We start from the raw sequence: 13,072 nt of genomic DNA on the forward strand, positions 1-13,072 counted from the left end.
GTCTGACCTCGTGCGCGAGGACGACGCGGAAGACCTGATGAAGGGAATCGGGGCGGCTGCAGCTGTCTCCAGGCGTGAGGCGCGCTGATGTCGCCCGACGAGGGGCCGGCCAAGGGCTGACGCGCCTCCGCCCCGCCGGGCGCTGTCCCCTGGGGCTCCGCCCCAGACCCCGCTCCTCAAACGCCGGAGGGGCTGGAGTCGGCGATTGAGGCGCGGGGGGGGGCTGGTCCCCGGTGGTGGCGGCGGAGCCGTCAGCCCTCGGCCGGGGCGCGGCCCGTCAGGGCTGCCAGGCTGGAGCGGACGTGGTTCATGTGGGCCCGCATCTCGTCCTGGGACTCCGCGTGCTCGCGCAGCAGGCGGTCCGTCTCCCGGCCCACCCGCTCCTCCGCCACCCGCGCCTCGGCGATCAGCTCCGCGCCCCGCGCCTCCGCGTCCTCCTGGCCGTGCCGCGCAGCCTCCTGCACCTGGGCCAAAGACCTCTGAGCCTCCGCCAGCCGGGACTGCGCGTACCGCTCCAGTTCGGCGTGCCGGGACTCCAGCTCCGCCTCCCGCGAAGCCAGCTCCCGCTCCGCCGCGTCCCACCGCTCCGCCTGCTCCTGCTCGCGCTCCGCGAGCAGCGCGTCCGCCCGGCGCACCGTCTCCGCCAGCCCGGCCTGCGCCTCCGCCCGCCACGCCGCAGCGTCCTCGCGCGCCTGCGCCCGTACGTCGTCCGCCTCGCGGCCCGCCCGCAACAGCCCCTGCCGGGCCCGGACCTCCGTCTGCTCGCGCACCGCCTCCGCGTCCGTGCGCGCCAGCTGCGCCACCCGGTCCGCGTGCGCCTCGGCTGCGCCCGCCGCCGCCAGCGCGTCCGCCCGCGCCTCCGCGCGCAGGGTGTCGGACTCCTCCTCGGCCAGCAGCAGGATCCGCCGGGCCCGTTCGCTCAGCTCGTCGTACGTCTGCGGGGCCAGCCCCGCGACCTCCTCCCGCAGCCGTTCCGCCTCCGCCTCCATGCGCTTGGCCAGCACCGTCAGCCGGGCCACCCGCTCCCAGGCCTCGTCACGGCTCCCCGACAGCCGCGCGAGATACCGGTCCACCTCTTCCATCCGGTAGCCGCGGCCGCGCACGGTCGTAAAGGGTGCACTCATCCTGGAAGCGCCTCTCTCGCGGGGATTCCTGTCAAGGATGCGTCATTTGCTCCCAGAAGCCCGAATGGCCGGGCCGGGACCCCTTTTCGAGGGTCCCGACCCGGCCACGCGCGACTATCGTCCGGCAAGCGGCGGATCGACGGCCGATCCGCCCCGGTTCACAGCAGTCCGTCCCACATCTGCTCCAGCAGCACCGACCACCAGCTCTCCGGCGATGCCAGCGCCGCACTGTCCAGACCCGCCAGATTCGCCTGGAAATCGACGGTCCAGCGGCCCGCCTGCTCCGGCGTCAGATGTTGGCGCAGCCGCCACATGTGACCCAGCATCGCCAGCGACCGCACGAACTGCGGCAGCGAGGAGTTCACGAACTGCGGGGGCACCGGAGCACCGCCCGGACCGGACTCCACCGGCACCGCCACTATGTGCGCCGTCCCGTACTGCACGCACAGCGCCTTGCCGAAGTCACTGCCCACGACCAGGTACGAGCCCGCGTCCGAAGCCGGCTGCACCTGCCGCTGCGCCGCCAGCTCGGCCAGCGTCGGCAACGGAGCACCCGGCACCGCCTGCGCCCAGAAGAACGGCCCGAAATCGACGGGCAGACCCGACCACATCAGCGTCTGCGCCACGATCTCCGGCACACCCTGCCGGGACACCGCACGCTGCTCGAAGCGGAACACCCCCTGCGGACCGAACGCCCCCGCCAGTTCCTGCGCGATCGCGTCCAGCGGGATCGCCGGCTGGAGCGGCACCTGCGGCAGCGGCGCGCGCACCGGCGCGGGGCGCGCCGGGCCGTCCGCCACCTGGTGCAGCTCGCCCTGATGGGTCAGCAGGTGCCGCATGCCCTGCTGACGGCCCGCGTGGTCCGTCCCGTACGGGGCCACGCTCGTGATCCGGACCTGCGGCCAGGTCTCCCGGATCATGCGGGCGCAGTAACCGCCGGGCAGCTCGCACGAAGCCAGCTCCGTGTGCAGCTCCAGCACCTGCTGCGGCGGCACGTTCATCGCCCGCAGTTCGTACAGGATCTGCCACTCCGGGTGCGGAGTGCCGGGCGCGGAGCGGCGGATGAGCTGCTGCTCCGAGCCGTCGGGCGCGCGGTAGCGCAGCACGGCCTGGTAACCGGGGCCGACCGTGGGCACGCCCATGGCCTGCGGTCCGGGTCCGGGAGCCTGCGGCGCAGGGCCGGGCGGACCGGGAGGCGCGGGCTGCTGCCCGATCACGGCCGGACCGGCCAGCATCGTCGCGGCGTGGTCCAGCCCGCCGCCGGGCGCACCCGGAGCCCCGGGAGGGCCGGGCGGCTGCGGTACGCCGGGACCGGCGAGCATCGTGGCCGCGTGGTGCGCGCCGCCGCCGGGAGCACCGGGCGGACCGGGAGGCGCGGGCTGCTGCCCGCCGCCCGGAGCCCCGGGGGGACCGGGCGGCGCGGGCGGCTGCCCGGTGACGGCCGGACCGGCCAGCATGGTCGCGGCGTACGCGGCTCCGCGCCCGCCGGACGCGCCGGGGGCCCCGGGCGGGCCGGGAGGCGCGGGCGGCTGTCCGGTGACGGCCGGACCGGCCAGCATCGTCGCGGCATGGTCGAGCCCGCCGCCGGGCGCACCCGGAGCCCCGGGGGGACCGGGAGGCGCGGGCTGCTGCGGACCGCCCGGGGCCGCCAGCATGGTCGCGGCGTAGGACGGGGACTCCGAGCCGGAGCCGGGCGCACCGGGCGGACCCGGCGGCGTCACGGGTCCGGGGGCGGCCGACCGGTTGACCCGGGCCTTGCTCGTCGGCGCGTCGGCGATGTCACCCGAAGCGGAGCCCGCGCCCGAAGCGGAGCCGGAGCCGGAGCTCGAGCCGGCAGCGGAACCCGGAGCCGGACCGGAGCCCTGGCCCGCGGCGGCGCCGGCTTCGTTGCCCGGAGCCGGAACCGCCCCGGGGCGGCCCGCATTGAGGTCCAGTGCGGGCGCGACGGCCGTCTTCGGCAGCTCGCTGCCCCGCGGCATCAGCGTCGTCCGCGCCTCCGGACCCGGCCCGGACGACGCCGGGGCGTCCTCCGCGTCCGACCCGGACAGCGGCGGCGCGAACACCGTCGCCGGCAGCGGCACGGACACCGAGTCCGCGCCGGGGTTCACATCGGTCCCGGCCCACGGCGTGGCCCCGGCCGGGACCCCGTCGTTGGCGGTCGGCTCGTACGGAACCTCGCCGCCGCGCCGCAACGGCACGGGCTGCGGCTCGGCGGCCGCGGGCGACTCGGAGGCGGCCGGGACGGCCGGAGCGACCGGATCCGCCGACGCGGCCGGAGCCACCTCAGGCGCGGGAGTCACCGGAACCGCCGAATCCTGCGCCGCCGAAGCAGCCGACGCCGAAGCAGCCGCCGGCGCCGGCGGAATCCCCGCCCGGTCCGCCGCCTCCTGCAACCACTCCGGCGGGCTCAGCATGAAGGAGGTCTGCTCCGAGTCGATGCGCGGCACCGGCACCGAAGCCTCGGCCGGCGCGGCCGAAGCCCCGTACTCCTCCTCGTAACGGCGGATCACCTCACCCACCGGCAGTCCGGGCCACAGCGTCACCTCGCCGCTGTCCCGCGCGATGACCAGCCGCTGCCGGCCGCCGCCGGACACCGGTCCGGCCGCGCGGTCCTCGGCCCACACCACGAAACCGAGTCCGAACTCCCGTACCCGCACCTCGCGGTGCTGGTAGGCGGGCACGTCCCCGTTGATCCACTCCTCGGCGCGCTCCTGCGCCTGCGCAAACGTCACCATCGAGCCGTCATCCCTCCACCGGCGCCGACGCCGACGCACCACCCGTCACGGGAACCGCACGAGCGAATCCGCCGTCCACCATCAGACCGGCCACCGTTTCCAGTTCCGGCGGATTGCCCGCCAGCCGCTCCAGAAAGGCATCGAAATCCGTACCGCACGGCAGCAGCAACCGCTCGACGCGCTCCTGCACCGACCAGCCGTCCCGGTCGCGCGCGTCGTCGTACGGAGAGAACCAGACCGAGCCGATCGACTCGCCCCGCACCTTCACCGCGACGAGCCCGCCCTGCGCGAAGGCCACGCACAGGTAGTCCTTCGTCAGGTGGTCCCGCAGGCACTTGTTGACGTAGACGAGGTCGTTGACCGCCGCCTCCTCGCGCACCGTGAAGAACGGCTGGTCCACCAGCAGGCCGAGCGCCACGTCCAGCCCCGCGCCCACCGGCGCGCAACCGCCCGCCGCCTTCAGGAACGAGCGGTACGCCTCCGGAAGCCGGTAGCCGAGGTCCTCCTCGACACCCTGCACCTGCGCCTCGGACACCGAGACCACCGACTTCGGCAGCCCCATGTGCACCGGACGCACCTCCTGCAACGCCCGCGTCCCGCGCTTCTCGTGGTCCACCGCCGCCGTCGCCAGGCCCGCGTGATGCCTGAGCAGCGCCTTCACCTCGACCGGCACCAGCTCCATCCGGCGGGTTCCGGCCACGTGGTGCCAGGTCCAGCCGTGCGGAGTCGCCACCGGGCCGACCGTGTCCCACAGTTCGTGGCCGGTCGCCCGCATGGCGGCGTTCGCGGACACGCAGTCCGTCAGCCGCAGCTCGTCCACGCCGAAGCCCTCCGGCGGTTCGGCGATCTCCACCGCCGCCCGCGCGTAGGGCGCGAAGTCCGGATGCCCGTTCGCGTCGACACGGACCCCGTGAGGATGGCGCGCTGCCCGGACGGGGTCCGGGAAATGCACGACCTGCCCCGAATAAGCGGCGTTGGGTGGCGCGGCCTGCTGCCCGAGCCGACCTGTCGTCATGGCGGTAGCCCCCTGCTGGATCTGGCTGGTTCACCACAGCCTATGTGCTCCGGCAAGAGCCTCACCCGCTGTCGGCCAGGGCACCCGCACGACGGCCGGGAACATCCGAATTGATACGAATATTCGACCCCGCTTCCACATGTCAGCGGACATTTGACAGGCTGTCCCCGCAACACGGGGGCGCGCGCGACAGCGGTTCACCGCCGCAGCCACGGGAGGGAGAGCGCAACCATGCAGAACACGGCTACACGTACGGAACCGGCCGACGCCGCGTCAGGACCCACGGGAACGGCATCCACGGGAACCGCCGCCCCGGCGACCGTCCCGGCACAGGCCCACGCCACCGGCGACCCCGCCCCCGGTACCGCGCCCGGTGACCCCCGCCTGCGCTGGAGCAGCGACGACGGCCGCCCCACCGTGCCCACCCTGCGCTTCCGCCGCGACGGCATCCTCCCCACCGTCGCCGCCGCCCTCTCCGTACGCGGCGAAACCCTCACCGGCACCGCCGGCAAGGCCGACCTGCCGCCCGTACTGCACCCCCTCGTCCAGGACTTCCTGGACACCCTCACCAGCGGCCAGCGCGAACGCTTCACCGGACGATGTCCCGAGGCGCTCCTGCTCTCCCGCCACCTCGCCGCCGTCGAGGGCGCCCGCAGCAAACGCGCCGCGCGCAAGCCCCTCACTCCCAGCGAGGCCCGCCGCTCCCTGAAGCACTCCAAGATCACCGCCCGCCGCATCCGCGAGGACGGCGATCCCCTCCACGGCACCTACGCACCGCCCTGCCGCTCCTGCGAGGCACTCCTCGCCCACTTCGGCGTACGACCCGTCGACCTCACCCACCCCGAGTAGCCGCCATGACCGCCGCATCCGCTTCCTACGACCGCTCCTCGGCCGCCCGCTTCCCCGTCGCCGTGGACTCCGCCCTGCGCACCGCCGGCTGGGAACCCGGCCGCTGGGACATCAAGCAGGCCGAGTACTGGGCGGACGCCCTGCGCGACCACACCACCCCCGCCGGACACCGCCACACCGTCTTCCCCGCCGCCGTCGAGACCTGGGCGGAATTCGGCAACCTCACGATCACCGCCCCCGGCCCCGGACGCCAGATCGCCCCCGTCGCCGTACGCCTCGACCCCCTCACGGGCCTCCACCTCGCCCGCACCTTCGCCGACCTCGGCCGCGCCCTGTCCACCCAGCTCTGCCCGCTCGGGGTCGAGGCGGACACGCGCCTGAACGGAGGGGGCTCCCACCTCGCCCTCGACCGCGAAGGCCGCATCTACTGCGTGGACCACACCGGCGACTGGTACCTCGGCGCGAACCTCGACGAGGCCCTCACCCTCCTCCTGACCGGCCTCCAGCCCACCCGCCTGACGACGGGCTGACGGCCGACAACGGGCCGACCGCCCGACGACGGGCTAACCCCCCAGCTCAGGAAGCCGCTCCCCGGCCACCGGGTAGCGGCCCTCCTCCAGCCGGAACAGGTACGCCCGCAGGTCCCCGGCCAGCCCGTCCGCCAGGTAGCCCCGGAAGTGCCACGCCCCCGCCGCCGCGTCCCGGTCCGACCGGTGGACGCTCCCCGCGTACTCCGCGAGCGTGGCCGCCAGGTGCTCCTCCACGCGTCCCCGGTCGGCCCACCAGGACCGCACCGCGGCCGGCGTCCACCACAGGTCCCCGTCGCACGCGTACTCCTGGAACGGCTCCTCGTCGGCCGCGTCCACCATCCGGCGGACCTCCTGCGGATCACGCGGCTGCCGGAACACGTACTCCAGACCGTGCTCACTGCTCGCCGCGTACATCACGTTGTCCGGCGCGTTCAGCCGCCCGGTCCAGCACGTGTCCGTCTCGCCCGTGTAGAAGGGCCCCGGCACGTTCAGCCAGAGCCGCTTCTCCCACCGCCCCTGGAACAGCTTGCGGTCCTCACCCGTAAGCTCCGCCACCGGATCCCAGCCCACCGTCATCCCCGCTCTCCCCTGTCACGACGTCTCACAGCCGCGGGAGCCGCTCCCCGGCCTCCGGGTAGCGCCCCTCCTCCAGCCGGAAAACATACGCCCGCAGATCGTCGGCGAGACCACCGGCCAGATACGTCTGGAACTCCCGCACCCCACCGGCCACCTCGGCGTCCTCGACGGAGCCGCCCGGACCGAAATCCGCGAGCGACTCGGCCAGATGCCCGGCGACCCGCCCCCGGCCCGCCCACCACTCGCGCACCCCGGCCGGAGTCCACCGCAGGTCCCCGTCGCAGGAGTACTCCCCGAAGGGGTCGGCCCAGGCCGCCCCGGCCAGCGCCCGCACCTCCGCGGGATCGCGCGGCTGCCGGAACACGTACTCCGTGCAGTACGCGCTCTGCGCCGTGTACAGCACGTTGTCCGGAGCTTCCGCCCGCCCGGTCCAGCAGTTGTCCGTCATCCCCGTCCAGAACGGCCCGGGCACGTTCAACCACAGCCGCTCCGCGCCTTCCCCGCCCCTCTCGAAGCTCTTGCGCAGCTCGTCCGTCAGAGCCGCCGCCGGATCCCAGGCCATCGCGCTACCCCCGCCCGCTCGGCAGGACCGCCGAGACCTTGAAACCGCCCTCGTCCGTCGGCCCCGACACGAACACCCCGCCCAGCCCGAGCACCCGCTCCCGCATCCCGACCAGCCCGTTCCCGCCGCTCGGCAGCCCCGGCTCGTCGGCCTTGCCGTCGCACGGCCCGTTCTCCACCTGCATCGCCACCTCCCCCTCCCGGTGCGCCAGCCGTACGACGACCCGCGCGCCCGGAGCGTGCTTGTGGCAGTTGGTCAGCGCCTCCTGCACCACCCGGTACGCCGTCTGCTCCACCTCGGCCGCGTACGACTCCCCCGCGCCCCGGACATCGAGCTCCACGGCCATCCCGGCCGCCCGCGACTGCCCGACCAGCGCCTCCAGCTCCGCCAGCGTCGGCCCGTCCTCGAACCCGCCCGCCGGACCGAGCGCCACCGGCTCCGGCACGGACTCCGGCTTCGGCTTCGGCGCCTCCGCGCGCAGCACCCCGAGCATCTCCCGGAGCTCCGTCAGCGCCTGCCGGCCCATGTCCCCCACCAGCGCGGCGTTCTTCACCGCCTTCGCCGGGTCCTTCAGGGCGACCGCCTGCAGGGCCGCGGCGTGCACCACCATCAGCGACACCCGGTGCGCCACCACGTCGTGCATCTCCCGTGCGATGCGCGTCCGTTCCTCCGTACGGGCCCATTCGGCCCGCTCCTCGGCCCGGTCCGCCAGCAGCGACAACTCCCGCTCCAGCGAGTCCGCGCGCTCCTGCAGGCTCTCCATGAGCCGCCTGCGGGCCCCTATGTACAGCCCGAACAGCACCGGCGGCACGGTCAGCGCCACCGCCACGAACACCGACAGCAGCACGACGAGCGTGCTCCCCGCCTCCGCGTCCCCCCGGGTCCGCAGGTACATCACCACGTAGGTCGCGGCCATGGACATCGACGTCAGGACGGCCGTGATCCGCCGCGGCACCTCCGAGGTGGCCAGCGTGTACAGCCCGACCACGCCGAGCAGGAACCCCATCGCGGCGGGCGACACGGCGATCCCCACCAGCACCACGGCGATCGGCCAGCGCCGCCGCAGCGTGAGCGTGGACCCCACCAGGAACCCGAACAGCACGCCGGCCGGAACCGGGATCCCCGCCTCGTGCGCGAAGTCGATCCCCTCCCACGCGCACTCGAGGGCGGACACCCCGCCGAGCGCCACGTCCCCCACTGCCTCCCGCCGCCGCACCCACCACAAAGGCGGCCCGGCGCGCCCTTCCACATCCCCCGTACTGGTCATGCGGTCCAGCGTACGCAGGGGCCCCGGCGCGGCGCCGACCGAAATTCCACCCCGGACATGAGCCGAGGCGCGGACATCTACCGTCGCGTCGAGGGGGTTTGGTGCGGCATAGTAGAGGCGGCTGGTCAAGCGGGCGAAGAAGAATGTCCGGTTTAGCCAGTTGCGCTATCCCCTGTGGTGTAATTGGCAGCACTGAGGCTTTTGGTGCCTTATGTCCGGGTTCGAGTCCTGGCGGGGGAGCTTGGCAACTTCGGGTCCTGACCGCCTCGGTCGGGACCCGGCCTCGTTTCGGGGGCATAAGCCACCGGTATCCTTCACGGGTCCACCACCCGAAGCCGAAGGGCACACCCGTGAGCGCCAACCGCCCGGCAGCCGTCGTCGTACTCGCAGCGGGTGAAGGCACCCGCATGAAGTCGGCCACACCCAAGGTTCTGCACGAGATCAGCGGGCGCTCGCTCGTCGGTCACGTAGTCGCCGCCTCCCGCGAGCTGGACCCCGCGCACCTCGTCGTCGTCGTCGGGCACGCGCGCGAGCAGGTCACCGCGCACCTCGCCGCGATCGACGCCGACGTCCGCACCGCCGTCCAGTACGAGCAGAACGGCACCGGGCACGCCGTCCGGATGGCCCTCGAAGAGCTCGGCGACCGGCCGACCGGGACCGTGGTCGTCGTCTGCGGCGACACCCCGCTGCTGACCGGCGAGACCCTGGCCGCGCTGACGGCGACGCACGAGGCCGACGGCAACGCCGTCACCGTGCTGACCGCCGAGGTGCCCGACTCCACCGGCTACGGCCGCATCGTGCGCGACGGGGCCACCGGCGCCGTCACCGCGATCGTGGAGCACAAGGACGCCACCGACGCCCAGCGTGCGATCCGCGAGATCAACTCCGGCGTCTTCGCCTTCGACGGGGCCCTGCTCGCGGACGCCCTCGGCAAGGTCCGCACGGACAACAGCCAGGGCGAGGAGTACCTCACCGACGTGCTCGGCATCCTGCGCGAGGCCGGCCACCGCGTCGGCGCGGCCGTGGGCGCGGACCACCGGCAGATCCTCGGGATCAACAACCGGGTCCAGCTCGCCGAGGCCCGCGCGCTGCTGAACGCGCGCCTGCTGGAGAGCGCCATGCTCTCGGGCGTGACGATCGTCGACCCGGCGAGCACGCTGGTCGACGTGACGGTGACTTTCGGCCAGGACGCGATCGTGCACCCCGGCACCCAGCTGCTCGGTACGACGCACGTCGCCGAGGGGGCCGAGGTGGGCCCGAACACCCGCCTGAAGGACACGTACGTCGGCGCCCGGGCCCGTGTGGACAACACCGTGGCGGACGGCGCGGTCGTGGGCGAGTCGGCGACCGTGGGCCCCTTCGCCTACCTGCGTCCGGGGACGAACCTGGGCGCGAAGGCCAAGGCCGGTACGTACGTGGAGATGAAGAACGCCACGATCGGCGAGGGCACCAAGGTCCCGCACCTCTCGTACGTCGGTGACGCGACGATCGGCGAGTACACGAACATCGGCGCGGCGAGCGTGTTCGTGAACTACGACGGCGAACACAAGCACCACACGACCGTCGGCTCACACTGCAAGACGGGTTCGGACAACATGTTTGTGGCTCCTGTCACGATCGGGGACGGCGCCTACACGGCCGCCGGGTCCGTGATCACGAAGGATGTGCCGCCCGGCGCACTGGCCGTGGCCCGTGGCCAGCAGCGGAATATCGAGGGCTGGGTGGCTCGCAAGCGTCCGGGAAGTGCCGCCGCGACGGCGGCCCAGTCGGCGGTCGAAGAGGACTCCGACGGTCGCTGAGGTGAACTGACCGGAAACGGGTACGCCCGAGACGGCGTACCGTGATAGGTGCACGCAATTCGGCTGGCTCACCGTGTGCGGGACGGACGCACATGGGGGCGAGCAGCTTTCCCACGTCTGAGGAGACAGTGCTGTGACCGGGATCAAGACGACCGGCGAGAAGAAGCTGATGCTCTTCTCCGGCCGCGCCCACCCCGAGCTGGCCGAGGAGGTCGCGCACCAGCTCGGTGTCGGCCTCGTGCCGACCAAGGCTTTCGACTTCGCGAACGGCGAGATCTACGTCCGCTTCCAGGAGTCTGCTCGTGGCGCGGACTGCTTCCTGATCCAGAGCCACACGGCTCCGATCAACAAGTGGATCATGGAGCAGCTGATCATGATCGACGCGCTCAAGCGCGCGTCGGCACGCTCCATCACCGTGATCGTCCCGTCCTACGGGTACGCCCGTCAGGACAAGAAGCACAAGGGCCGCGAGCCGATCTCGGCGCGTCTGGTCGCGGACCTGCTGAAGACCGCGGGTGCGGACCGCATCCTCACGGTCGATCTGCACACCGACCAGATCCAGGGCTTCTTCGACGGCCCGGTCGACCACCTTTCGGCCCTGTCGGTCCTCGCGGACTACGTGGGCGCGAAGGTCGACCGTTCGAAGCTGACGATCGTCTCCCCGGACGCCGGCCGCGTGCGCGTGGCCGACCGCTGGTGCGACCGCCTGGACGCTCCGCTGGCGATCGTGCACAAGCGCCGTGACAAGGACGTCGCCAACCAGGTGACCGTCCACGAGGTCGTCGGTGAGGTCAAGGGCCGCGTCTGCGTCCTGGTCGACGACATGATCGACACGGGTGGCACCATCTGCGCCGCGGCCGACGCGCTCTTCGCGCACGGCGCGGAGGACGTCATCGTGACGGCCACGCACGGCATCCTGTCGGGCCCGGCGGCCGACCGCCTGAAGAACTCCAAGGTCAGCGAGTTCGTGTTCACGAACACCCTGCCGGACCCGTCCGACCTGGAACTCGACAAGATCACGGTGCTGTCGATCGCCCCGATGATCGCCCGCGCGGTGCGCGAGGTCTTCGAGGACGGCTCGGTGACCAGCCTCTTCGAGGAGCAGCAGTAACCACTGCCGCAGTAGCGCGCTAGATCCTTTTTGGGTACGGCCTCCCCGCCGGGTACACTCCTTGAGTTGCTCGGCGAGGGAGGCCGTCCCCGTTTTCGGATTTTCCGAAGGGGTTCCCGGCTCTCCGTTATCGACGCGCTCTTCGTAGCAGGCCGTGTTCCGGCCGGGTGACTGTCGTCCATTTCCGTCACCCCACGAGGAGTGAGCATGTCCGAGATCAAGCTTGCCGCGCAGGTCCGCGAAAACTTCGGCAAGGGCTCTGCCCGCCAGGCCCGTCGTGACGCCCTGACCCCCGCGGTCATCTACGGCCACGGCACCGACCCGAAGCACGTCAACGTCGACGCCCACGCCCTTCAGCTGGCGCTGCGCACCCCGAACGTCCTGCTGTCCCTGGACATCGCGGGCGTCGGCACCGAGCTGGTCATCCCGAAGGCCGTGCAGAAGCACCCGCTGAAGCGCTCGGTCTCCCACGTCGACTTCCTGATCGTCAAGAAGGGCGAGAAGGTCACCGTCGACGTCGCGATCGTCACCGAGGGCGACCTGGCCGCCGGCGGCAACATGCTGGAGACCCTCCAGAACACCATCTCCGTCGAGGCCGAGGCCACGCACATCCCGACCGAGGTCACCGTCTCCATCGCGGGCCTCGAGGCCGGCGCCACCATCCACGCCAAGGACCTGGTCCTGCCGGCCGGCACCACGCTGGCCGTCGACGGTGACATCGCCGTCCTGCAGGTCATCGGCGCGTCGACCGAGGAGCCGGCCGCCGAGGCCGAGGGCACCGAGGCCTGAGCCTCGCCCTTCTCCCTCAGCACTTGCTGAACGACCGCCGTCCGGCTCCACTGGAGCGGGACGGCGGTCGTCTTCGTATAAGGAGCTTTTGATGTCGGACGACGCGGCGCCCTGGCTGATCGTGGGCCTCGGGAACCCGGGGGCCGAGTACGCGGGCAACCGCCACAACATCGGTTTCATGGTGGCCGACCTGCTGGCGGAGCGGATGGGCGGGAAGTTCAAGGCGCACAAGGCCCGCGCGCAGGTGGTGGAGGGCCGCATGGGTCCGCCGGGGCCGTTGAACCGGCGGGTGGTGCTGGCCAAGCCCATGTCGTTCATGAACCTGTCGGGTGGTCCGGTGACGGCGCTGCGGGACTTCTACAAGGTTCCGCTGGAGCGGATCGTGGCGGTCCACGACGAGCTGGACATCGACTATCCGACGCTGCGCCTGAAGCTGGGCGGCGGGGACAACGGTCACAACGGTCTGAAGTCGATGACCAAGTCGATGGGCCCGGACTACCACCGGGTGCGGTGCGGCATCGGGCGTCCGCCGGGCCGGATGCAGGTGGCGGACTTCGTGCTGAAGGACTTCTCCTCCACGGAGCGCAAGGAGCTCGACTGGTTCGTGGACCGCGCCGCCGACTCGGTGGAGTGCCTGATCGCGGAGGGGCTGGAGCGCGCGCAGTCCACGTACAACTCGTAACGGTCGCGAAAGGGCCCCCGCACCTTCCTGGTG

At 72.6% G+C, this 13,072-nt stretch carries 12 protein-coding genes and 1 tRNA gene; 7 read left to right on the plus strand and 6 right to left on the minus strand.

Annotated elements, in window-relative coordinates:
* Nucleotides 1-251 precede the first annotated feature (251 nt).
* The 3 genes from ACWGDE_RS27480 to ACWGDE_RS27490 all read right to left on the minus strand — a co-directional run bounded on the left by ACWGDE_RS27480 (nt 252) and on the right by ACWGDE_RS27490 (nt 4,874).
* On the minus strand, nt 252-1,124 hold the full coding sequence (locus tag ACWGDE_RS27480; protein ID WP_453391713.1) for a DivIVA domain-containing protein: 873 nt from the start codon (nt 1,122-1,124) through the stop codon (nt 252-254).
* 158 nt (nt 1,125-1,282) lie between these two features.
* Nucleotides 1,283-3,859, minus strand: coding sequence for an SUKH-4 family immunity protein (locus ACWGDE_RS27485; protein WP_453391714.1), 2,577 nt, complete (start codon nt 3,857-3,859; stop codon nt 1,283-1,285).
* 7 nt (nt 3,860-3,866) lie between these two features.
* Nucleotides 3,867-4,874 carry an SMI1/KNR4 family protein gene (locus ACWGDE_RS27490; protein WP_453391715.1) on the minus strand — a complete coding sequence of 336 codons (1,008 nt, stop codon included), beginning with the start codon at nt 4,872-4,874 and terminating at the stop codon, nt 3,867-3,869.
* Nucleotides 4,875-5,105: 231 nt separating this feature from the next.
* On the opposite strand from ACWGDE_RS27490, the gene ACWGDE_RS27495 reads away from it, so the two are divergent.
* Entirely contained in the window at nt 5,106-5,723 is a 618-nt protein-coding gene (locus tag ACWGDE_RS27495) for a YwqJ-related putative deaminase (protein WP_453391716.1), read from the plus strand.
* A gap of 5 nt (nt 5,724-5,728) precedes the next feature.
* Entirely contained in the window at nt 5,729-6,253 is a 525-nt protein-coding gene (locus ACWGDE_RS27500; protein WP_453391717.1) for an SUKH-3 domain-containing protein, read from the plus strand.
* Between the two features lie 33 nt (nt 6,254-6,286).
* On the opposite strand, the gene ACWGDE_RS27505 is transcribed toward ACWGDE_RS27500, so the two are convergent.
* Genes ACWGDE_RS27505 through ACWGDE_RS27515 form a run of 3 tightly spaced genes read right to left on the minus strand, consistent with a single transcriptional unit; the run spans nt 6,287 to nt 8,658 of the window.
* Nucleotides 6,287-6,829, minus strand: a complete 543-nt coding sequence (locus ACWGDE_RS27505; RefSeq protein WP_453391718.1) for a hypothetical protein — start codon at nt 6,827-6,829, stop codon at nt 6,287-6,289.
* 25 nt (nt 6,830-6,854) lie between these two features.
* Nucleotides 6,855-7,391 (minus strand): hypothetical protein, encoded by a 537-nt coding sequence (locus ACWGDE_RS27510; RefSeq protein ID WP_453391719.1) that lies wholly within the window; start codon nt 7,389-7,391, stop codon nt 6,855-6,857.
* 4 nt (nt 7,392-7,395) lie between these two features.
* Nucleotides 7,396-8,658, minus strand: a complete 1,263-nt coding sequence (locus tag ACWGDE_RS27515; protein ID WP_453391720.1) for a sensor histidine kinase — start codon at nt 8,656-8,658, stop codon at nt 7,396-7,398.
* A 168-nt stretch (nt 8,659-8,826) separates the two neighbouring features.
* Here ACWGDE_RS27515 and ACWGDE_RS27520 point away from each other — a divergent pair.
* The 5 genes from ACWGDE_RS27520 to pth all read left to right on the plus strand — a co-directional run bounded on the left by ACWGDE_RS27520 (nt 8,827) and on the right by pth (nt 13,039).
* A tRNA-Gln gene (locus tag ACWGDE_RS27520) sits at nt 8,827-8,898 on the plus strand.
* A gap of 110 nt (nt 8,899-9,008) precedes the next feature.
* Nucleotides 9,009-10,457 carry a bifunctional UDP-N-acetylglucosamine diphosphorylase/glucosamine-1-phosphate N-acetyltransferase GlmU gene (glmU, locus tag ACWGDE_RS27525; RefSeq protein ID WP_453391721.1) on the plus strand — a complete coding sequence of 483 codons (1,449 nt, stop codon included), beginning with the start codon at nt 9,009-9,011 and terminating at the stop codon, nt 10,455-10,457.
* 133 nt (nt 10,458-10,590) lie between these two features.
* A complete protein-coding gene (locus ACWGDE_RS27530; protein ID WP_112451977.1) occupies nt 10,591-11,568 on the plus strand; it encodes a ribose-phosphate diphosphokinase in 978 nt (325 codons plus the stop codon).
* Nucleotides 11,569-11,775: 207 nt separating this feature from the next.
* The gene (locus ACWGDE_RS27535; RefSeq protein ID WP_453391722.1) at nt 11,776-12,357 is read left to right on the plus strand and encodes a 50S ribosomal protein L25/general stress protein Ctc; all 582 of its coding nucleotides are present in this window, start codon (nt 11,776-11,778) and stop codon (nt 12,355-12,357) included.
* 91 nt (nt 12,358-12,448) lie between these two features.
* Complete coding sequence (gene pth / locus ACWGDE_RS27540; RefSeq protein WP_453391723.1) at nt 12,449-13,039, plus strand: aminoacyl-tRNA hydrolase; 591 nt, start codon at nt 12,449-12,451, stop codon at nt 13,037-13,039.
* The last annotated feature ends 33 nt before the right edge of the window (nt 13,040-13,072 follow it).

It is taken from the genome of Streptomyces sp. NPDC054956 (assembly GCF_053609185.1).

Excerpts from the sequence above, each read along its gene's own strand:
- ACWGDE_RS27480 (WP_453391713.1), bottom strand. The coding sequence starts at position 1,124 with ATGAGTGCACCCTTTACGACCGTGCGCGGCCGCGGCTACCGGATGGAA.
- ACWGDE_RS27485 (WP_453391714.1), bottom strand. The coding sequence starts at position 3,859 with ATGGTGACGTTTGCGCAGGCGCAGGAGCGCGCCGAGGAGTGGATCAAC.
- ACWGDE_RS27490 (WP_453391715.1), bottom strand. The coding sequence starts at position 4,874 with ATGACGACAGGTCGGCTCGGGCAGCAGGCCGCGCCACCCAACGCCGCT.
- ACWGDE_RS27495 (WP_453391716.1), top strand. The coding sequence starts at position 5,106 with ATGCAGAACACGGCTACACGTACGGAACCGGCCGACGCCGCGTCAGGA.
- ACWGDE_RS27500 (WP_453391717.1), top strand. The coding sequence starts at position 5,729 with ATGACCGCCGCATCCGCTTCCTACGACCGCTCCTCGGCCGCCCGCTTC.
- ACWGDE_RS27505 (WP_453391718.1), bottom strand. The coding sequence starts at position 6,829 with ATGACGGTGGGCTGGGATCCGGTGGCGGAGCTTACGGGTGAGGACCGC.
- ACWGDE_RS27510 (WP_453391719.1), bottom strand. The coding sequence starts at position 7,391 with ATGGCCTGGGATCCGGCGGCGGCTCTGACGGACGAGCTGCGCAAGAGC.
- ACWGDE_RS27515 (WP_453391720.1), bottom strand. The coding sequence starts at position 8,658 with ATGACCAGTACGGGGGATGTGGAAGGGCGCGCCGGGCCGCCTTTGTGG.
- ACWGDE_RS27535 (WP_453391722.1), top strand. The coding sequence starts at position 11,776 with ATGTCCGAGATCAAGCTTGCCGCGCAGGTCCGCGAAAACTTCGGCAAG.
- pth (WP_453391723.1), top strand. The coding sequence starts at position 12,449 with ATGTCGGACGACGCGGCGCCCTGGCTGATCGTGGGCCTCGGGAACCCG.